Annotated in this window: 12 protein-coding genes; 7 read left to right on the forward strand and 5 right to left on the reverse strand. The window is 69.2% G+C overall.

Going from position 1 to position 20423, the window contains the following annotated elements; translation table 11 throughout:
• The 3 genes from katG to ACJ73U_RS18865 all read right to left on the reverse strand — a co-directional run.
• Positions 1 to 1785 (reverse strand): catalase/peroxidase HPI (katG, locus tag ACJ73U_RS18855; protein ID WP_407778961.1); only part of this gene is annotated, 1785 nt, incomplete at its 3' end.
• 1 nt (position 1786) lies between these two features.
• Positions 1787 to 3172: a LytTR family transcriptional regulator DNA-binding domain-containing protein gene (locus ACJ73U_RS18860; RefSeq protein ID WP_407778962.1), complete on the reverse strand. Its 1386-nt coding sequence runs from the start codon at positions 3170 to 3172 to the stop codon at positions 1787 to 1789.
• Positions 3173 to 3448: 276 nt separating this feature from the next.
• Complete coding sequence (locus ACJ73U_RS18865; RefSeq protein ID WP_407778963.1) at positions 3449 to 4279, reverse strand: SAM-dependent methyltransferase; 831 nt, start codon at positions 4277 to 4279, stop codon at positions 3449 to 3451.
• A 689-nt stretch (positions 4280 to 4968) separates the two neighbouring features.
• On the opposite strand from ACJ73U_RS18865, the gene ACJ73U_RS18870 reads away from it, so the two are divergent.
• A complete protein-coding gene (locus tag ACJ73U_RS18870) occupies positions 4969 to 6477 on the forward strand; it encodes a hypothetical protein (RefSeq protein WP_407778964.1) in 1509 nt (502 codons plus the stop codon).
• A 325-nt stretch (positions 6478 to 6802) separates the two neighbouring features.
• Positions 6803 to 9685, forward strand: a complete 2883-nt coding sequence (locus ACJ73U_RS18875) for a BTAD domain-containing putative transcriptional regulator (protein WP_407778976.1) — start codon at positions 6803 to 6805, stop codon at positions 9683 to 9685.
• Between the two features lie 6 nt (positions 9686 to 9691).
• Here the strand turns inward: ACJ73U_RS18875 and ACJ73U_RS18880 are convergent, their stop codons facing one another.
• Complete coding sequence (locus ACJ73U_RS18880; protein ID WP_407778965.1) at positions 9692 to 9832, reverse strand: hypothetical protein; 141 nt, start codon at positions 9830 to 9832, stop codon at positions 9692 to 9694.
• A gap of 1706 nt (positions 9833 to 11538) precedes the next feature.
• Here ACJ73U_RS18880 and ACJ73U_RS18885 point away from each other — a divergent pair.
• The 5 genes from ACJ73U_RS18885 (at position 11539) to ACJ73U_RS18905 (ending at position 19596) form a co-directional block, all read left to right on the forward strand.
• Positions 11539 to 12750, forward strand: a complete 1212-nt coding sequence (locus tag ACJ73U_RS18885; RefSeq protein ID WP_407778966.1) for a helix-turn-helix domain-containing protein — start codon at positions 11539 to 11541, stop codon at positions 12748 to 12750.
• 600 nt (positions 12751 to 13350) lie between these two features.
• On the forward strand, positions 13351 to 15330 hold the full coding sequence (locus ACJ73U_RS18890) for an ABC transporter substrate-binding protein (protein WP_407778967.1): 1980 nt from the start codon (positions 13351 to 13353) through the stop codon (positions 15328 to 15330).
• A gap of 10 nt (positions 15331 to 15340) precedes the next feature.
• Entirely contained in the window at positions 15341 to 16327 is a 987-nt protein-coding gene (locus tag ACJ73U_RS18895; RefSeq protein WP_407778968.1) for an ABC transporter permease, read from the forward strand.
• Complete coding sequence (locus tag ACJ73U_RS18900; RefSeq protein WP_407778969.1) at positions 16317 to 17450, forward strand: ABC transporter permease; 1134 nt, start codon at positions 16317 to 16319, stop codon at positions 17448 to 17450. The genes ACJ73U_RS18895 and ACJ73U_RS18900 overlap by 11 nt, the downstream gene beginning before the upstream one ends.
• Positions 17440 to 19596, forward strand: a complete 2157-nt coding sequence (locus tag ACJ73U_RS18905) for a dipeptide ABC transporter ATP-binding protein (protein ID WP_407778970.1) — start codon at positions 17440 to 17442, stop codon at positions 19594 to 19596. The genes ACJ73U_RS18900 and ACJ73U_RS18905 overlap by 11 nt, the downstream gene beginning before the upstream one ends.
• Before the next feature lie 85 nt (positions 19597 to 19681).
• Here the strand turns inward: ACJ73U_RS18905 and ACJ73U_RS18910 are convergent, their stop codons facing one another.
• On the reverse strand, positions 19682 to 20404 hold the full coding sequence (locus tag ACJ73U_RS18910; RefSeq protein ID WP_407778971.1) for a YcnI family protein: 723 nt from the start codon (positions 20402 to 20404) through the stop codon (positions 19682 to 19684).
• Between the last annotated feature and the right edge of the window lie 19 nt (positions 20405 to 20423).

Consider the following 20423-nt stretch of genomic DNA (forward strand, 5'->3'; position numbering starts at 1 on the left):
GCTCAGGTCCAGCAGGTTCGCCCGGTCGACCAGCAGGTGCTCCGACGGCAGCCGGGCGCGGTGGCCGCGGTAGTTGCGGAACCCGTCCGCGTCCGGTTCCAGCGGGGCGAAGGACGCGACGTCGGTCCACTCGCGCGTGGCGTCCGTGCGCCCCGGCGCGAAGGGGACCTCGACGCGAGCGCCCGCCCGCTCGGCGGCCCGCTCGACGGCGGCGGCGCCACCGAGCACGATGAGGTCGGCCAGCGAGACCCGCCTGCCCCCGGTCCGGTCGCCGTTGAACGACTCCTGGATCCCCTCCAGGATCCGCAGCACCCGCGCCAGCGTCTCGGGCTCGTTGACCTCCCAGCTCCGCTGCGGCTCGAGGCGGATGCGGGCGCCGTTCGCCCCGCCGCGCCGGTCGCTGACGCGGAAGGTCGAGGCCGACGCCCACGCGGTGGCGACGAGCTGCCCGACCGGCAGCCCGGCGGCGAGGATCCGGGCCTTCAGCGCGGCGATGTCCGCGGCGTCGACCAGTTCGTGGTCCACCGCGGGGACCGGGTCCTGCCAGATCAGCCTCTCGCGGGGGACCAGCGGACCGAGATAGCGCTCGATCGGGCCCATGTCGAGGTGTGTCAACTTGAACCAGACCCGGGCGAACGCGTCCGCCAACCGGTCCGGGTGCGCCAGGAACCGCCGCGAGATCGGCTCGTAGACCGGGTCCACGCGCAGCGCGAGGTCCGTCGTCAGGATCGTGGGGGCGTGCCGCTTCGCGGGGTCGTGGGCGTCCGGCACGGTGCCGGCCCCGCCGCCGTCCCTCGGGATCCACTGCCACAGGCCGGCGGGGCTCAGCTCCAGGTCCCACTCGTAGCCGAACAGCGTCTCGAGGAAGCTGTTGTCCCACGTGGTCGGGGTGGGTGTCCACGTGCCCTCGAGCCCGCTGGAGATGGCGTCCGGACCCTTCCCGGTGCCGTAGCCGCTCCGCCAGCCCAGGCCCTGCTCCTCGATCGGCGCGCCCTCGGGTTCGGGGCCGAGGAAGGCGTCCGGGTCGGCCACGCCGTGGGTCTTGCCGAACGTGTGGCCGCCCGCGATCAGGGCCACGGTCTCCTCGTCGTCCATCCCCATGCGCCGGAACGTCTCGCGGATCTCCCTGGCCGCGGTGAGCGGGTCCGGCACCGTGTTCGGGCCCTCCGGGTTGACGTAGATGAGGCCCTTCTGCGTGGCGTCCAGCGGACTCGCCAGCTCGCGGACGCCACCGTGGCGTTCGTCGCCGAGCCAGGCCCGCTCGGGGCCCCAGTACACGTCCTCGTCGGGCTCCCAGACGTCCGCGCGGCCGCCACCGAAGCCGAAAGTACGCAGCCCCATCGACTCCAGCGCGCGGTTGCCCGCGAAGACCATCAGGTCCGCCCACGAGATCCGGCGGCCGTACTTGCTCTTCACCGGCCACAGCAACCGCCGCGCCTTGTCGAGGTTGCGGTTGTCCGGCCAACTGTTCAGCGGCGCGAACCGCTGCATCCCGGCGCCGGCACCACCGCGGCCGTCGTCGATCCGGTACGTGCCGGCGCAGTGCCACACCATCCGGACCACGAGCGGCCCGTAGTGGCCGAAGTCCGCGGGCCACCACTCCTGCGAGGTCGTCAGCACCGCGTCGACGTCGGCGGCCAGCGCGTCCAGGTCGAGCGTCCGGAACTCCGCGGCGTAGTCGAAGTCCCCGCCCATGGGGTCGGCCTCCGGAACGTGCTTGCGCAGGACCGCCAGGTTCAGCCGGTTCGGCCACCAGTCGCGGTCGCTCCTGCTCCCGGTGCCCATCTCAGATGTCCAGGGCCCGGCGCACGGCCGGCGCGTTGCGCCGGGAGACCGGCACCAGCACGTTCGTCCGCTCGTCCATGACCAGCGACAGCTCGCCCTTCCCCCCGCGCTCGATCTCCCGGATGCGGCTGAGGTTGACCACGTAGCGGCGGTGCACGCGCAGGAAGCCGACATCCGCCAGCTCGCTGTCGAGCTTGTCCAGGCTCAGCGAGGCGGCGCGCAACCGCCCCTGGTCGGTGGCCAGCCACACGTCGTTCCCCTGCGACTCGGCGAAGGAGACCTCCGCCAGCCGCAGCAGCACCATCCGGTTGTCCCGCATGGCGACCAGCCGGCGCGGCCGCGCCCGGGGGTGCGCGGGGCGTTCCGCCTCCGGCAGCCGTTCCCCGTCGGCGGCGCCGAACGACACCAGGTTCCCGATCAGGTGCCCGGAGGAGAAGACGGGGCGGATGCTGACGGACGTCGGCTCGTCGGCGAGGTGGGTGAAGATCTGCGTCGAGCCGACCCAGTCGGGGCTGCGGGCCGCCTGCTTGCTCGCGTACCGCACGGCGGCGATCAGCTCCGGCAGCCCGGGGTTCCACCGCAGCGTGGGGTCGACCGCCGGGGTGGCCGCCGGCACGCCCAGGAGCACGCCCGCCATGTCGTCGGCGATCACGACCTTGCCCGCGGTGTCGACCGCGGCGAGCGCCGCACCGGAGCGTGCCCTGGCCCGGGTGTAGGCCGCGACCAGCTCGGCGCCGCTGTCCCTGGCGCGCCTTTTCAGTGTGTACCGGGTCATGGTGGCCGCGTTGGCCAGCCAGCCGCCCGCGGACGCGGGGAGCTGGCTGCGCCAGCAGGAGATGTTGAGCACCGCGATCGGTTCCCTGGTCACCACGTCCCGCACCGCGATGCCCGCGCAGACCCAGCTGTGGAACGCCTGGCACCAGTGCTCCGCGCCCCTGATCGACACCGGGCCGTGCGACTCGAGTGCCGTGCCCATCCCGTTCGTGCCGACCGCGCACTCCGACCAGCAGAACCAGGGCGCCAGGTTCGCGTCGTTGGCCCTGGCGAGCGTGCTCTGGTCCCCCCACTCGGCCAGGATCCGGCCCGTGGCGTCGGCGATGGTGACGACACCGCCGATCGTGCTCACCTCGTGCGCCACGGCGGCGGCGCGAAAACCCAGCTCGGCGAACACGACGTCGTGTTCGGGCGTGTGGTCGAGCTCCGCGACGGCGACCGGGGCGTCGGTGAGGTGGGGGTCGACCCGGTACTGCTCGCGGCAGCGGTGCCAGGAGATCGCAACCAGGGGCCGGACACCCGGGACCTGGTCCTCACCCTGCACGAACCGTTCCCACGCGGCGAGTACGGCGCCGCTGCCCGGGTTCGTCGACGTGGGCTGTACATCCCTCATGGTGGAGAACCGCCTTTGGTCCGTCACCCAACGCTCACTCCCCCTCACACTAGGGAGCGCGGGCGGGCACGCACACCCCTTCCCGCGAGTAATCACAACGAAACTGGCGAATGATGCGCCTGTTCGCCGGCCCGTGACGACGGCTGCGCGACCGAAAGTTCCGGTGGCGCAAGGTGAATCGCGTGGTCGGAGGGCCGCGGGAAAGCGTGACCACGCCCCACCGGCTCCGTCCCGCCGCGGTTCCTACCTAGGTGGGCCTGGTCTTGTCCCGCCGGCTCAGGGCTTGCGGCCGACGGCGCCGGCGATGAGTTGCTGCGCGCCGGTGTGGGGTTTGAGCCGGGGGCCGTCCGGCCACCAGTCGATCACGGGCACCAGGCCCGGCTCCACCAACTCCAGCCCCGCGAGGAGCTCCATGATCTCGTCGCGGGTGCGCGGGGTCGCACCGCCGAGCGAGCCCCTCGCGATGGCGTCCTCGAGGGCCGCGGTCGTCGCGGAGTCCTCGCTCTGCGGATCGAAGAAGTGGGAGATCGCCACGTAGGACCCGGACGGCAGAGCGTCGACGTACTCCCGCATGACCTTCGCCGCCCGGTCGCGTGGGCCCTTGTAGTGGTGCAACGTCGCCAGCTGGAACAGCGCGATGGGTTGGGTGAAGTCGAGGTGCCTGCGCACGACCTCGTGCTCCAGGATCGCCCTGGGACGGAAGAGGTCGCCCTGGATGAGGCGGGTGCGCTCGTCCTCCTCCAGCAGCGCCCGGCCGTGTGCGAGCACGACCGGGTCGTTGTCGACGTACACCACTTTGGACTCGGGCTTGAGCCGCTGCACGACCTGGTGGGTGTTCTCCGCGGTGGGCAGGCCGGATCCGCAGTCGAGGTACTGGGTGACCCCGGTCTGGCTGGCGATGAAGCGGCACACGCGGATGAGGAACGCCCGGTTCTCCAGCGCGGCGTCGACGACCTCCGGCACGGCGCCGGTCATCTCCCGCATCACCTGCCGGTCGACCGCGTAGTTCTCCTTGCCGCCGAGCAGGGCGTCATACACCCGCGCGACGCTGGCCCTGGTCGGGTCGACTCCGACAGGAGCGTTGGGATCGGTGTCGTTCGTCGGCATGCCGCGCCTCCGTGACTTGTTGTCCAAGCGCTGCCGAGCGTAGCGTGACGACTACGCTAGCGGACCCCTACTCCTGATGATGATTCCGTACCTACCGGGAGTAGGGAGCCGCCTTCCGCCGCAACTCGTCCCTCCGGCGTTCCTCGTTCCGCGGAATCGACCGGCACGCCCACGCGGCGAGGGGACCGCTCGGCGATGTGCCGACGGTCGAGGATGGGGGACCGGCGTGTACCCGCCCGCCCCGATTCCCTGACGCGATCGCCCGTTCCACACTGGCCAGCCGGAGTAGAGGTCGGGCGAGTTCCCACCGTGGGGGGTGGATGAGCGGAGTCGGCCCGAGTAGACGGCCGACGAAGTGGACGAGGATCGCCCCGGCGCGGGCTAGCGCCACTGCGGGGGTGATCGGGTACCGCCACTGCGGGGGTGACCGGGTACCGCCACCGCTCGGGGCTATTACCGGCCAGTAATCCAGTTAGGTGAAACATGTCGATCACAGTGCTGGCCCGAGTGATCGACCTCGGGTCCCGCACACGGCGGCAGCCGACATCGCATGGCTGACGGTGCCGGCCGCCGCGTGTCCTTCACTGCCCCGGGCTTCGTCCTGACCGAGCAGCTGGCGCGTGCCTCCTTCTCCCTCGACGCCGAGCCCAGACGGAGTTTGGAGACCCGTGATGTCGATCACCCGTGGAATGAGGACCCGAACACCGTCGCGGCGGTCCTGGTGGCTTGCCGGGGGCATGCTGGGGCTCGCGATCGGCTATTTCCTCTGGTACACCCCGTATGCCGCCCTGACCAAGTCGCTCTCCTCCGGCCTGCTGCCCGGCATGGACAAGCAGGTGGGCGGGTTGGTCCTGTTACCGGCGGCCGCGGTCGGCACGCTGGTCGGTGCGCCGCTGTTCCTGGCCGCGACCGGCTGGTGGCGGTACATGGGCACCCGCACCGTGTTCGGCCGGTTGATGCGCTTCCCGAGCCGCACGATGATCGTCGCCGGGTTCTTCATGGCGCTGGTGATCGCCACCACCACCCTGAACTACACCTTCGCCGGGGTGTCGATCCTGTTCATGCTGCTGATGATGCGCGCCGGGGTGCTGGTCCTGTCGCCGATCGTGGACACCGTGCGCCGGCGTCGCGTCCGCGTCTGGTCCTGGGCGGCGCTGGTGCTCAGCCTCGCCGCCGTGGCCACCGCGCTGGCCGATGTGAACGCCTACACCCTCACCCTCGGCGCGGCGGCCAGCCTCGCGCTCTACTTCACCGGGTACATCGGACGGTTCCAGATCATGAGCCGCGTCGCCAAGACCGGTGACGAGCAGACCGACCGCCGCTACTTCGCCGAAGAAGCCGTCTCCTCCGCCGTCTGGCAGCTCCTGCTCTGCGCCGTCCTCGCCGTCGCCGGCCTCGGCCAGGTCTCCGCCGCGCTGCGCGAAGGCTTCACCACCTTCCTGGTCACGCCGGGCGTGCTGCCCGCGTTCGGCATCGGGTTGCTGTACTCCGCGCTCTACGTCTACGGCACCCTGATCTACCTCGACCCCCGCGAGTACACCTGGTGCGTGCCCGCCAACCGGTGCGCCAGCCTGCTCTCCGGCCTGGTCGCCTCCTTCGGCCTGGCCGCGCTCACCGGCATCGCCGCCCCTGGCACCGGCCAGCTCGTCGCCACCGGCTTCATCGTGCTGGCCATCGCCGCGCTGAGCTTCCCGGCCATCCGCACCGCACTGCGGCGCACCACCACCATCACCATCACCCAGACCGACGAGCAGCCGCTGCTGCTGTTCGTCTGCGGCGGCAACACCTGCCGCTCGGCCATGGCCGAAACCATCGCGCGTACCGCCCTGGCCACCGGCCGCTGGCGCATCACCAGCGCCGGCCTCACCGCCCAGACCGGCACCGCCATGCCCGACGACGCGGTCACCGCGCTCACCGAACTCGGACTCTCCGCACCCGACCACCGCGCCCGCCAGCTCACCCCCGAACTCATCGACCAGGCCCACACCGTCTACACGATGACCACCGCCCAACGCGACGCCCTACTGGCCATGGCTCCCCACACGGCCGACAAGACCATCTGCCTCGACCCCGACGGCGACATCCCCGACCCCCACGGCCAACCCACCATCGCCTACCGCGAATGCGCCAACCACATCCACCGGATGATCATCCAACGGCTCGCCCCCACCAGCACCAGCCCACTACCCACCACCTGACGAAGTCCCCGACACCGCTGGGAGACCGCCCTGGTCTCCCAGCGGTGTCGTGTTGCGGGCCAACTGGCAGGAGCAGGTAGGGCCAGCTGCGCGACCACCAATATTCCATTGTGGACAGTGGACGCACGAAGGTCTGCGGCGGCGACTGTGCAGATCGCGCGCGCATCCGACATTGCATGTAACAGTTGAATATCAGCGGGCAGCGTCGCTCAGAATTGATGTTTCCGTGCGCTGACACTCAGGAAAACGCCGCGAGCGAGCCCTGGGGGCGACGGTGCGATTGCGAATTCTGGGATCCGTGCAGCTGGCGATACACGAGAACGTCGTGGAGTTGCGCACCACGAAGGTTCGCGGCTTGTTGGGTGTATTGGCTTTCAAGAATAACGAAACCGTCTCCGCCGAGTACCTGACCCACGCGCTCTGGGACGACGAATCGCCGGGACGGTCGTCGACTCTGCAGGTCCATGTGTCGCGACTGCGGCGGCTGCTGAACGAGTCGGCGTGCCCGGCCGTGGTGCACACCGAGCAGGACGGGTACCGTCTCGAAATCGATCCGTCCGATGTGGACTACCAGCGGTTCGTCAACGCTTTGAGCACCGGACGTCGTGCGCTCGGCCGGGGCGAGCACGCCGTCGCTGCCGACCACTTCGCCGAGGCGGTCGACCTGTGGCGCGGCCCCTTCATCGCCGACCTCAGAACCGCGTGGGCGCGCCGGCAGCGTGCCGCGCTCGTCGTCCGGGATCTGCTCCCCGCACACAGCGCCCTGTTCGAGGCCAAACTCGCGCTCGGTGAGTCCGAGTTCGTGCTCGAGCGTCTGCCTGCCCTGCTGTCCGATCATCCGTACGATGAAACGCTGGCCGGGCAGTGGATGCGTGTACTGGCCGATACCGGGCGTTCCAGTGAGATCCCGGCATTCTTTCGCGATTTCTCCCAGCGCCTGAACGCGGATCTCGGCGTGGCGCCAAGCCCGAATCTCGTCCAGATCACCGAGGAGACGGCACGCGGCGGCCGTACGGGCAGCCGGCCGGTGTTCGCTGTTCGTGTGCCGCCGCTACCGCGGGACACCCCGCACTTCACCGGGCGCACCGAACTGCTCGCTCGACTCGACGCGCTCCTGTCCGGCCCGGAAGCGGCGGGTCGGGTGGTCGCGCTGGACGGGCGGCCGGGGGTCGGCAAGACGGCCTTGATCAGGTACTGGGCCCGCCGCCGGCAGGGCCTGTTCCCCGACGGGATCCTGCACCTCGACCTCGCCGGGTACGCGGACGTCAACCCTGTCGAGCCCAGCGCGGCGATGGGCGTGTTCCTCGACGAACTCGGCGTTCCCGCAGAGCGCATCCCGAACGCGGTCGACGAGCGGGCCGCGATGCTGCGCGACACGCTGGCCGGCCGGCGGGTGCTGGTCATCCTGGACAACGTGCGCGACAGCGCACACGCCCGCCCGATGCTCGCCGCCACCGCCGGCTGCCCGGTCGTGCTGACCAGTCGCAAGCGGCTGACCGGCAGTGCCCTGCGCGATGGCGCCGAGCGCATCACCGTGCCGGAGCTGCGGCAGGAGGAGGCCACCGCTCTCGTGGTCGCCAGGAGCGGCCGGCGGGCGATGACCGAGCCGGACGCGATCGACGAACTGGTGGACCTGTGTGAACGCCTTCCGCTCGCCGTACGGGTCGTCGCCGAGCACGTCGCCGCCCGGACGGAGGTGCCGCTTCGCGAGTTGGTCGACGAGCTGCGGCACACCCGGCGGCTGCTCGACGCCGGCGCCCAGGGCGACGACGACACGGTGACGTTGCGGTCGGCACTTTCCTGGAGCTACCGCGCATTGCGGCCGGTCGACCGGCGAGTGTTCCGCATGCTCGGACTGCTGCCGAACACGCGGTTCAGCGCGGCCGCCGTGGCCGCTGTGGGCGGGCTCGACCGGTTCGAGGTGGACCAGCCGCTCGACGCTCTGGTGGGCGCCCATCTCATCGAGCAGGAGGGTGCGGGGCGGTACCGGGCTCACGACATCTGCCGCGAGTACGCGGCCGACCGCGTCCAACGGGACGAGAGTCCGGAGTCCCGTGCTGAGGCGGTGCGGCGGATGCTGACGTGGTACGTCGAGGCCGCCCGCGCCGCCCGGTCGTTCCTGATAGCGGATCCGCACCAGGTACCGGCGCTGCCCTCGCCCGAGCCCGTGACCCCGCCCTCGTTCACGACGAAGGAGGAGGCCAAGCAGTGGTTCGACCTCGAGCGTGCCAGTCTCGTGGGCCTCTGTCACCGGGCTGCCAAGGAGGGGCACGACGAGGCCGCCTGGCGGCTCGCTGCCTGTCTCAACGTCCTGAGCGGTCGCGGTGACCTCCACGAGCTTCTCGAGGTTCAGAATCTCGGGCGGGCCGCGGCCGCCCGAGCTGGTCGGCCGGACGCGGAGGCCGGGTGTCTGACCGCCGCGGGTGTGCTGCACGCCGCACTACGCGACCACCAGCGAGCCGCGCAGTGCTTCGAGGAGGCCTACCACGCCTTCCGCGCGGCGGGGGATTCATATGGCGAGTCCATCGCCATGCACAACATCGGGAGCATTCGCCTGCGGCTCGGGAGGCCGGCCGAGGCCATCGACTGGCACCGAAGGGCACTGGCCGCCTTCACCGCCAGCCACGACGAGTGGATGATCGGGATCACCAACCGCTGGCTCGGCGACGATCATCTGGCGCTGGGCGAGCACGCGGAGGCCCACCGGCACTACCTGAAGTCGCGGCACCTGAGCCGCAAGCTCGGTGACCTGGAAGGGGAGGGCCGGACCCTGAACCGGGTAGCGCGGCTGAACCTCGACATCGGCCGGCTGGACCTCGCGGTCAGCACCGGGGAGGACGCGCTGGTCATCCACGAACGAACCGGCGACCGGGCAAGTGCCGCCGAGGTGCTGTGCACGCTCGCGACGGCCCGTACCGAACTCGGCGCCTATCCGACGGCGATCGCGCACGCCACGGAGGCCGCGGCGACGCACCAGGGCATGCGCAACACCGCCGGCTGGGCCCAGGCGCTGGAGGTGCTGGGGAATGCCTACGCCGCCGCCGATGACCACGACCAGGCACGTGCCTCGTGGTTGACGGCCGCGGACCTGCTCGACTCACTCGGCGACTCGCGGGCAGGCGACCTACGCGCACGAGCCGAGCAGCCCGCTGTTCCCAAACCCCGCCCTGAACGGCCGGGCGTACCGGACGAGCGCGCCGTCCGGTAACCCACGTCAGCCAACCATCCCCATCGGCGGGTACCAGAGCCATACGCACGCGACGGCAAGCACGAGAAGCATGCCGAAAACGACGGCTTCCGGATTGGTGGTGATCATTGTCCGGATTCGGCGCACGCACCGGAAGATCAACTGCATGGCCCGCAGTTTGCCACACTGGAATGGCGATGCACGAATGGGGGCCACCATGGGCGTTAACCCAGTACAGTGGACCAGTCCAATCACCACACTCCAAGTAGAAGTGAACGCATCGTCGGGTCGCAAGATTAGCTGGATCGGGTGGCGTGGCAGGCGTCCGCGTGGGTGAGGTCAGCGGAATTTCAGAGCCGGGTTTTGCGCAGGTGGCAAGGCGCACCGTCGTCGGTGTGGGTCTTTCACCTGAATTCCACTCAGTATGGACGGAATTTCCGTACGTCCGACGGTGGTCGTCGTGCTCGGACTGTTTGGGTGGGACCGTGGTCCTTCTGTCGATGGTGTTCGCGCGGTGTTCGTCAGGCGAGCCAGTCGGCGGCGGCGTGGAGGAGGCTGGTGATGCCGGTGGTGAGGGTGGGTTCGGTGACGGACCGGAGAAACCGCGGCGCGCGCCGACAGGTCCGACCTGTCCGCACTGAAGATCGTATTTCCGACGGCACGGCAGACGCGGCCCGGCGGCCGTGGACGGGGTGGCGCAGACGGCTCTTGACCCACACCAGGGATCCGGGTGTGGCGGGAGCTTGCCGAGGGAGCAACTACTCGGCCGCCGAGGTGCGTGGGCCGGGATGCGACACCGACACCCATCGCGAGGCACTGGCCGGAACGCTCCGCGCCTTCACCGGAGCCGCGGCACGCGGCGCTTCACGGTGTCGGACCGAGACCGAAACGTGACCCGGATCGCGGAGATGTCCGCTCCAACCGGTGGCCACGCCCGGACGAGTCTTCTGGCCGGCCTGGTCGAGGCCTCGCGGCGGCGACTGGCTTCCGGTCCGGGTGTTGCCGCCGTCCCCCGCGCCGGACGCACTCCAGCGCGGGACGCACGTTCACCGGAACCGGGATGAACGGCCGCGGACCTGGCTGCCTAGGTAACCCTAACCTTTCCTGGAGGTGGGATCACCGTGGCACGTGTGGCGGATCGAAATCCGTGCATGGAAATACCGGGGAGAGCAATGAGTAGTTGCTAAGACAATCAGGTAGTTGTCTGCTCAATCTCTTTCGAGTCGGACGACTCTTTCTCCTTGTTTGTGTAGACAGTATCCGCACCCACCGCGACTCCCAGGGCGGCGCCCGCCAGGCCGTTCGCCCACGACAGCCCATGGCGTTTGTGCTGCTCACGATAGGTTTTCGCAAACGCGACGGTGTCGGAATCCTGTCCCCGTCTTGGTTTCACCGCGTCCACTCCTGACACAGAGATGCATGCATTGGATGGAGCTTGGTTACCCTCTTCGCCTTACCGATGCCCCTGAGCGAAGCAGGGTTACCGATGATCGGAATTGAGTCTGGTCGGATCGCTGCTACCTTATTCAGCCGCCTAGGTAGCCACCAACACAGTCATACTACGGCCGGTAGATCCTGTCGACTACCACAATCCGTGACACCACCCAAAATTTACCGAGGAGTGAGAATCGGCCGATTACGATCATGGCCCTTCTCGGCCGGGCACGGCTAGCCGTTACTGGTGGTGAACATCGGCCGCCCGGACGGCGACGTTTCGTGACAGGGGCGGCAGGCGCGGCCACCCGGCGAGGAGGCGCTCCGCCGGGCTTGGGTATCACCTAATACTGCAATTGGCCTTTGCACCGGCTTTTGCACTGACGCGGCAGCCCTCGGAGACCTAACATGGGCGTACTCATGGCCGAGCGAGGGGCGACATGACGACGACAGAGGCCAGCTTACCGCCTGGCGAACGCATCAGACTGTATCGCAGACGGATGGGGCTCACCCAGGAGCAGTGCGCGCAGCTGAAGGGCTGCACGGTCTCGGCGTGGCGCAAGTGGGAGTCCGGTGAGCGTCAGGTGGCGTCGTTCTCCGACTGGATCGAGATCGCCAGGATCCTGCGGGTGCGGGACCTGTACAGGCTGACCGGACTGCCCGTCGGCGACATGCCGGAGGGGCCGGGCGAGCACGACACGGTGCCCGCGATCCGGGCGGCGATGGTGTCGTTCAACCCGCGGCTGACCGGCGAGCCCAACGTGCGGGGGCTGGGCGAGGCGGTGGAGACGGCCTGGGACATCTGGCAGGAGCGCAGGCCGTTCCAGCAGGTCGGCATGATGTTGCCCGGGCTGATCACCGAGGCGCGGGCGACCATTCCGCTGGTCGACGGGCCGGAACGCGGGGACCTGTTGCGCACCGCGTCGATGCTGTACTTCCTCACCAGGGCGTTCACCACGCGGGTCGGCGCGCACGACGTGTCGATGCTGTCCGCGGACCGCGCGATGGCCGCGGCGATCAAGGCGGACGACCTGGACTACCGCGCCGCCGCGGCGTGGAACGTGGGCATGATCCTCACCGGGCAGGGGCACAGCGAGGTGGTGGCCGAGCTCGCCGCCGACGCCGCCGCCATGCTGGAGCCGACACTGGCCGACGCGACGCCGCAGCGGATGAGCGTCTACGGCGCCCTGCACCTGTTGCGGGCCACGCAGTTCGCTCGGATGGGCGATGAACACGGTGCCGCCAAGGCGCTCGAGGTCGCCGAGCAGGTCGCCGAGAAGGTCGGCGAGCGCAACGACTTCCGCACGGTGTTCGGCCCGACCAACGTCGGCATCTACCGGGTGTGGCTCGCGGTCGAACTGTCCAAGCCGCGCGAGGCGATTCGCGCGGCGCAGCACTGCGATGTCAGCGCGTTGCCCAGTGTGGAGCGGCGGTTCTCCTATTTCGTCGACCTGGCCAGGGCGTACAACATCCGCGGCGAGGATGTCGCCGTGGTGCACATGTTGCAGAGGGCCGAGCGGGAGTCGCCCGAGGAACTGCGGCTGAACGTGGGGAGTCGAGCCATCGTGTGCGAGCAGCTCCGCAGGGAGAACTCGTTGACCCGCTCGGAACTTCGTCCGCTGGCCGACCGGATGGGTGTGCTGAGCCACTAGGGACGCCGACAGTACTGACCATATATATGTGCTGAACCACCAGGCATGTCGCCGCAGGCCGAGCGTGGTCCGGCATTTCGGCATGCCTGTGGGAATCGGCCGAGCGACACCCGTAGGGACGGTGCCACAAGGGGTGGTGCTTGGGCCTACCACCGCTCGTGGCGGCTGCTCCTAAGTAACTCGTCTATATTCAATCACTGCTGGTCAGCGCGGGAATCTCGTTGATTGGCGACCGTAACACGAGTGAATGGACGATCGGCTTCGCGTCGCTGCTGGTCGCTCGTACCTTGTATACGGTATTCCTAATTCGGGGCCTGAACGGAAAAATATCAGACCTGTCATCCCAAAGCGACGCGGACCACGTGACGGTCGCCCACCGGGGGGATCGGAGGGCACCGTCGACACCGGAGTCGGACGGGCGCGACCACCGCGCCGACCGGCATGACCTGTGGTGGCAGCAGTTCTTCTCGAGTTCGCCCGATGTGAGGAAAGGGTCAGACAATGACCGGCAGCGATTACACGCGACGGCGCTTTCTGCGCGATGCCGTCCTGGCGAGCGGCGGCACCCTGTTACTCGGAGCGTGTTCGTCGACGCCAGTCGTGTCAACGAAAGCCGCGGAGGCCGGCAGTCGCGGTGGCACGGCGCAGGCCGGCCTGCCCGCCGTCGAGGGCGCCGAGCTGATCACCGATCCGGCCCGGTTCCCCAAGCAGTTCCAGGAAGCGCCCGATTTCGCCAAGCTCGTGGCGGAGGGAAAGCTGCCACCGGTCGCCGAGCGCATCGGAGCCGAGCCGCTGGTGCTCAAGCCGATCCAGTCGGTTGGCAGGTACGGCGGCGAAATCCGCCGCGGCTTCGTCGGGCAGGGTGACTTCCAGAACGCGGTGCGGTTCTGCTCCGGCCCGGACAGCCTGCTGTACTGGGACTTCCGGTTCGAGAAGCTGGTGCCCAACATCGCCCGCTCGTTCGAGCTGAGCGACAACGACCGGGTCCTCACACTGCACCTGCGCAAGGGGATGCGGTGGTCGGACGGTCAGCCGTTCACCGCGGACGACCTCGTGTTCTGGCGCGAGGACGTCAGCCTGTCCCCGGAGCTCGGCAGCGGCTCGTCGTCCATGCGGATCGGCGGTCAAGAGGTCCAGGTGGAGAAGGTCGACGACCACACCGTGCGCTACGTGTCCAAGGTGTCCAACCCGACCCTGCCCCAACGGCTCGCCGGGTGGACCGACCTGGCCGGCATGGCCGCCAACGCCCATCTCGGCGGGGGCGGGTTCCTGCCCAAGCACTACCTCTCGCAGTACCACCCCAAGTACACCTCGGTGGACGCGGCGAACAGGCTCGCCACCGACGCCGGGTTCAAGGGATGGGCGGCGTACTTCCGCAGTCTGGCCTCCTGGCACCAGAACCCGAAGCTGCCGACGGTCACGCCGTGGGTGCTCACCCGTCCGATCAACAACCCGCCGTGGGAGTTCGGGCCGAATCCCTACAGCATCTGGGTCGACGAGAAGGGCAATCAGCTTCCCTACATCGGCCGCATCACGATGGGCAACGTGGAGAACACCGAGGTGCTCGCCCTGCGCGCGTCCGCGGGGGAGTACGACATGCAGGACCGCCACCTCAACGTGACGAACCTGCCCGTGCTCATCCAGAACGAGAAGCGCAGCTCGTACAAGGTCCACCGCGCGCCCTACACCGAGGTGGACTGCGGCATCCGGCTGAACCTGGCCTACGACACCGACAAGGAGCTCGGTGAGCTGATCCGCACCGTCGAGTTCCGCCGGGCGCTGTCGCTGGGCATCGACCGGGGACAGATCAACGAGGCGTTCTTCCTCGGCACCTGCACGCCGACGGCCACGATGGCCGCCAGGGGCAGCATCTACGACCCGGGCCCGGAGTGGCACACCAAGTGGGCGACGCACGATCCGGGACAGGCCAACAAACTGCTCGACAAGATCGGACTGACCAAGAAGGACGATGCCGGCTACCGCGTGCGCAAGGACGGCACCAGCCGGATCATCCTCGACTACCAGGCGTTCCCGAGCTCGGCCGACTTCATCGGGATCGGCGAGATGGTCAAGCGGCAGTGGCAGAAGATCGGCATCGACGTCAACATCGCGTCCGCCGAGGCGAACCTGCTCACTCAGCGGGCCACGGCCAACCAGCTGATGCTCTCCGGCCAGGCGGTCGGCACCGACGACCCGTTCCTCAAGCCCGACACGTTCCTCCCGACGGTCACCAACAACTACCCGGGAATGATCGGCATCCCCTACGCCAAGTGGTTCGCCTCCGACGGCCAGCAGGGCACCGAGCCGCCGGCGTCGCTCAAGCTGCTCAAGGACGCCATGGCGCTCTACGAGAAGGGACTGTCCGAACCGGACGACGCCGAACGGGTGCGGATAGGCAAGAAGCTCTACACGATGCACGCCGACCAGGTGTGGTCGATCGGCATCGTCGGGTTCGGCCTCTCGGTCAACGGCGTCTACCTGACCAACAACCGGCTGCGCAACGTGCCGGCCAGGGTGGTGAACTCGTTGCAGATGAAGAGCATGGACAACACCTACCCGATTATGTTCTTCTACAAGTGACGGTGACATCGTGCTGAGTTTCATCGGCCGGCGGCTCGCGCTGGGACTGTTCACGGTGTGGGCGGTCTCGGTGCTGAGCTTCCTGATCATCCAGCTGCCCCAAGGGGACTTCGTCACGACCCGCATGTCCGAGCTCGCCGACACCGGCAACTCGTCCGCGGCCTTCGAGGCGGCGCGGCTGCGTGCCGAGTACGGGCTGGACCAACCGATCTTCGTCCAGTACTTCGACTGGATCGGCCGGGTCCTGCATGGCGACCTCGGTATGTCCTTCGACTGGAACCGGCCGGTCGCCGACGTGATCGGGGACCGGTTGGTGCTCAGCCTGGTGGTCTCCATCGCCGCGATCATCTTCACGTGGGCTGTCGCGCTGCCGATCGGTGTGTACTCCGCCGTCCGGCGCTACTCCGTCGGTGACTACACGCTGACGTTCCTCGGCTTCCTCGGCCTCGCGGTCCCGAACTTCCTGCTGGCGCTCGTTCTCATGTACATCGGGTTCGCCGTGTTCGGCACCGACGTCGGCGGCCTGTTCTCCCCACCGTACGAGAACGCCGGGTGGAGCCTCGGCAAGGCGTGGGACCTGTTGAAACACCTGGTGATCCCGGCGATCGTGCTCGGCACGGCGGGTACCGCGCAGCTGATCCGCATCATGCGGGCCAACCTGCTCGACGAGCTCAAGAAGCCGTACGTGATCACGGCGCGGGCCAAGGGGCTGCCCGAGCGGCGGGTCGTCGCCAAGTACCCGGTGCGGGTCGCGCTCAACCCGTTCGCCAGCTCGCTCGGTTTCCTCTTCCCGCAGGTGGTCTCCGGCTCCATCGTGGTGTCGATCGTGCTCAGCCTGCCGACCGTCGGGCCACTGCTGTTGCGGGCACTCCAGGCCCAGGACATGTTCCTGGCCGGTGCGATCGTGTTGCTGCTGGGTGTGATGACCGTGATCGGCACGCTGGTCTCCGACCTCGTGCTCATGTGGTTGGACCCGAGGATTCGCCATGCCAGCTAAGGCCGTCATCGACAAGTTGCCCGTCATCGACGAGGAGGAGCGGATCTCCGTCGCGAGCCAGCGCCAGCTGATCTGGTGGCGGTTCCGCAAGCACAAGCTCGCCATGGCCGGTGCCGCGATCGTGCTGTTCTTCTACTTCGTCGCGCTCTTCGGGGACTTCCTGTCCACTTCGGACCCCCAGGCGTCCGAGGGACAGCGGTCGCTGATGCCCCCGCAGGCCGTGCACCTGTTCCAGGACGGTTCGTTCGCGCCGCACGTCGACGCCGTGGTCGGGCAGCGCGATCCGATCACGCTGCAGCGGTCCTACGCGGTCGACCCCACCAAGCGGATCCCGGTCCGGCTCTTCGCGCACGGCTACGAGTACAAGTTCCTCGGCCTGTTCAGCACCGACATCCACCTGATCGGCACGGAGGGCACACCGGCCGAGCAGTCGCTGTTCCTGCTCGGCACCGACCAGCAGGGCCGCGACATCTACTCCCGGTTGGTCCTCGCCACGCGCACCTCGATGCTGATCGGCCTGACCGGGGTCGCCCTGAGCATCGTGTTCGGGGTGGTGCTCGGCGGGATCTCCGGCTACTACGGCGGCGTGGTCGACACCGTCATCCAGCGCGTCATCGAGGTGCTGCGGTCCATCCCGGTCATCCCGCTGTGGATGGGGCTGGCGGCGGCGATGCCGAAGGACTGGAGCGTCACCCAGGTCTACCTCGCGCTCACGGTCATCCTGTCGGTGATCGGCTGGACCGAGCTCGGCCGGGTGGTCCGCGGGCGGATGATGCAGATCCGCCGCGAGGACTTCGTGACCGCGGCGGAGCTGGTGGGCAGCCGTCCTCGTCGCGTGATCTTCGTGCACATGGTGCCGCTGTTCGCGAGTCACATCATCGCCGCGACGACGCTGGCGCTGCCGGGGATCATCATCTTCGAGACCTCGCTCTCGTTCCTCGGACTGGGCATGCGCCCGCCGGCGATCTCCTGGGGCGTGATGCTCCAACAGGCCCAGAACGTCCAGGCAGTCGCGCTCTCACCGTGGATGCTGGTTCCGGTCGTCCCGGTGATCGTGGTGATCCTCGCGTTCAACTTCCTCGGTGACGGTCTACGAGATGCGGCGGATCCCTATGAGCTCTAGCCAGTTACCCGAGTCGGTGACCATCGACCCCACTCGGGACGACACGACACTGCTGTCGGTGCGCAACCTGAAGACGCACTTCTTCGCCGACGAGGGCATCACCCGTGCCGTCGACGGCGTGAGCTTCGACGTCTCGGCCGGCCGGACACTCGGGGTGGTCGGCGAGAGCGGCTGCGGCAAGAGCATCACGGCCCGCTCGCTGCTCGGCATCGTCTCGCCGCCGGGCCGGATCATCGAGGGCGAGATCCTGCTGCGGCGCGACGACTCCGAGGGCGGCTGGGTGGACCTTGCCAAGCTGCCTCCCGACGGGCCGGAGATCCGGCGGGTCCGCGGCGGCGACATCGGGCTGGTGTTCCAGGAGCCGATGAGCTCGTTCAGCCCGGTGCACACCGTCGGCGACCAGATCGTCGAGGCCGTCCGGCTGCACAGCGAGCTGTCCGGCCAGCAGGCCGAGGAGCGGGCCGTCGAGCTGTTCAGGATGGTCGGCATCCCGCGCGCGGAAGGGGTGCTGAAGGAGTACTCCTGGCAGCTGTCCGGCGGCCTGCGCCAGCGCGCGATGATCGCCATGGCCCTGGCCGGCGGCCCGAGGCTGCTGATCGCCGACGAGCCGACGACCGCGCTCGACGTCACCACCCAGGCGCAGATCCTGCAGCTGATCCGCGACCTCAAGCGCGACACCGACATGGCGGTCATGCTGATCACCCACGACCTCGGCGTCATCGCGGAGATGGCCGACGAGGTGCTGGTGGTCTACCTGGGCCGGGTGGTCGAGCGCGGCCCGGTCGAGGAGATCTTCAACGCGCCGCGACACCCCTACACCCGGGCGTTGCTCGACTCGATCCCGAGCATGCAGTCCGTGGCTCGCAAGAGGTTGCCGAGCATCAGCGGCTCGGTGCCGCACCCGTTCAACCGGCCGTCCGGCTGCGCGTTCCACCCGAGGTGCCGGTACGCGATCGCCGAGCTGTGCGACAGCGTGGAACCGGCCACCAACCGGCCCGACCCGCACCACGAGGTGACCTGCCACCTGCACGACGACAAGGTCGCCAAGGGGAACCGGATCGACCTGCCGCTGCTGGCGCCGCGGTTCGCCGAGGCGGCGGACGAGATCGGCTGCCGGACGGCGCCGGTGAACGAGGACGACCCGGTCCTGCTCGAGGTGCGGCGGCTGACCAAGTTCTTCCCGATCCGCTCCAAGCTGTTCGGCCGGGTGCGGGCCAAGGTGCGTGCGGTGGACGAGGTCTCGTTCGACCTGCGGGAGGGGGAGACCCTGTCACTGGTCGGCGAGAGCGGATCCGGCAAGACCACGGCCGCCCGGGCCATCCTGCGCGCGCTCGACCCCGACTCCGGAGAGATCCTGTTCCACCGCATCGGCGGCGAGGTCGTGGACCTGGCGGCGCTGTCCCGCCACCAGGTGCGCCCGCTGCGCCCCGAGCTGCAGATGATCTTCCAGGACCCGTACTCGTCGCTGAACCCGCGGATGACCGTGCTCGACATCGTCGGCGAGCCGTTGAAGGTCAACGGCATCGGCACCAGGCAGGACCGCGTCGACCAGGTCGTGGAGCTGCTCAAGCTGGTCGGGTTGCGCCCGGAGTACCTGCGCAGGTTCCCGCACGCCTTCAGCGGCGGCCAGCGGCAGCGCATCGGCATCGCCAGGGCACTGGCGCTCAACCCGCGGCTCGTGGTGGCCGACGAGCCGGTCTCGGCGCTGGACGTCTCCGTGCAGGCCCAGATCCTCAACCTGCTGATCGAGCTGCAGGACCGGCTCGGCCTGACCTACCTGTTTGTCTCGCACGACCTCAGCGTCGTCAAGCACATCAGCGACCGGATCGCCGTCATGTACGTCGGCCAGGTCGTCGAGCTGGGCACCCGCGACGAGGTCCTGTTCACCCCACGACACCCCTACACGGCGACCCTGCTGGCCGCGGTGCCCCGTCCCGACCCGACGACCCGACTCACGTTCACCCCGCCGCGCGGCGAGATCGCCGACCCCACGAGCCCGCCGAGCGGCTGCTACTTCCACCCGCGCTGCCCGTTCGCGATCGACAGGTGCCGGACGGAGCGCCCGGCGTGGCAGGAGATCACCCCGTCCCGCCGGGTCCGCTGCCACCGCGCCGAGGAACTGGAGCTCCCCGGCATCGCGGTGTGAGCCACCTCGGCCACCGGCACGCGCCAGGAAGGAGAAGACCCCGGGCGGTGGGTACCCGCCCGGGGTCTTCGCACGTGCCGGCCGCTCAGGCGTCCGGCACGTCACTCACCTTGCGGCGGCGCCGGCCGGCCGGGATGGAGATGGCCAACGCACTGAGCGCGAAGCCCAGGGCCAGCAGCGCGATGGCCATCGCCGTCCACCAGGCGGCCTGCGACGGCGGTGCGGGCGAGCTGCTCACGACGATCGCCGTGCCGTCGCCCTCCGCTGCCGAGGCGGCGGTGAGGGCCAGCACTGGAGCCGGGTGCGCCGGCTCCGGTTCACCCTTGACGGGCTCGTCGATCCACCGCTGCACCTGGCCGTCGTCGTAGGTCTGGACGACCTTGAAGACGATCCGGTCGATCCTGGGCAGCATGCCCGCCGCGATCCGGAACACCTCGTACTCGCCCGGCTTGATGCCCGGACCGGTGGCACGCCACTCGACCTCACGGACCACCTCGGACGCCTCGTCCCCGTGGGCGGCCGCCACCGGACTGGCTGGCGCCGTCGTGGTGACGTGGTAGGTCCACCCCGCGAGGGGGAGGACCGCCACCTCGGCGATCGGGGCGTCCGCCGGGAACGCCACCCGTACCGACACCGTGCTCGCGGTGTCGGTCTCCGTGGGCACCCGGAACCCGATCTCCGCGGAACCGCCCTGCACCGCCTCGTCCGCCTGGACGATCACGTGTGCGCTGGCGACCGAGCCGCCGCCCGCGACGAGCGCCACCGCGGCGGTCAGGACGACGCCGAACCGGGCGAGAAACCGAGACATTCGCGATTCTTCCTTTCCA

This window comes from Actinophytocola sp., assembly GCF_045807065.1.
In the GTDB taxonomy this organism is placed as follows: domain Bacteria; phylum Actinomycetota; class Actinomycetes; order Mycobacteriales; family Pseudonocardiaceae; genus Actinophytocola.

Excerpts from the sequence above, each read along its gene's own strand:
- ACJ73U_RS18860 (WP_407778962.1), bottom strand. The coding sequence starts at position 3,172 with ATGAGGGATGTACAGCCCACGTCGACGAACCCGGGCAGCGGCGCCGTA.
- ACJ73U_RS18865 (WP_407778963.1), bottom strand. The coding sequence starts at position 4,279 with ATGCCGACGAACGACACCGATCCCAACGCTCCTGTCGGAGTCGACCCG.
- ACJ73U_RS18870 (WP_407778964.1), top strand. The coding sequence starts at position 4,969 with ATGAGGACCCGAACACCGTCGCGGCGGTCCTGGTGGCTTGCCGGGGGC.
- ACJ73U_RS18880 (WP_407778965.1), bottom strand. The coding sequence starts at position 9,832 with ATGCAGTTGATCTTCCGGTGCGTGCGCCGAATCCGGACAATGATCACC.
- ACJ73U_RS18885 (WP_407778966.1), top strand. The coding sequence starts at position 11,539 with ATGACGACGACAGAGGCCAGCTTACCGCCTGGCGAACGCATCAGACTG.
- ACJ73U_RS18900 (WP_407778969.1), top strand. The coding sequence starts at position 16,317 with ATGCCAGCTAAGGCCGTCATCGACAAGTTGCCCGTCATCGACGAGGAG.
- ACJ73U_RS18905 (WP_407778970.1), top strand. The coding sequence starts at position 17,440 with ATGAGCTCTAGCCAGTTACCCGAGTCGGTGACCATCGACCCCACTCGG.
- ACJ73U_RS18910 (WP_407778971.1), bottom strand. The coding sequence starts at position 20,404 with ATGTCTCGGTTTCTCGCCCGGTTCGGCGTCGTCCTGACCGCCGCGGTG.